The organism is Gilvimarinus sp. 1_MG-2023 (assembly GCF_030548285.1).
Map to the genome: position 1 here is coordinate 1 of NZ_JAUOSC010001329.1, position 254 is coordinate 254.

Consider the following 254-nt stretch of genomic DNA (forward strand, 5'->3'; position numbering starts at 1 on the left):
GACTAGCTTCACACAACAAAAATTAGATTCATTAACAAATTATATAAAAAACAACCTTGAGACAACAGGAATGTTAATTTTAAAAGATGGGAAAAAACTTTATGAATATGGAGATATTAAAGAAGTAAGTTATATTGCTTCTTGTCGTAAAAGTGTTTTAAGCATCTTGTACGGAAAGTATGTTAAAAATGGTACCATAAACTTAAACCAAACCATTGGAAAAATTGGTATTGATGAAGACAATGGATTGTTAG

At 28.0% G+C, this 254-nt stretch carries 1 protein-coding gene; it reads left to right on the forward strand.

Annotation, left to right across the window (positions count from 1 at the left end):
* On the forward strand, positions 1-254 hold a 254-nt coding region (locus tag Q4563_RS21160; RefSeq protein WP_303605924.1), incomplete at both ends, for a hypothetical protein.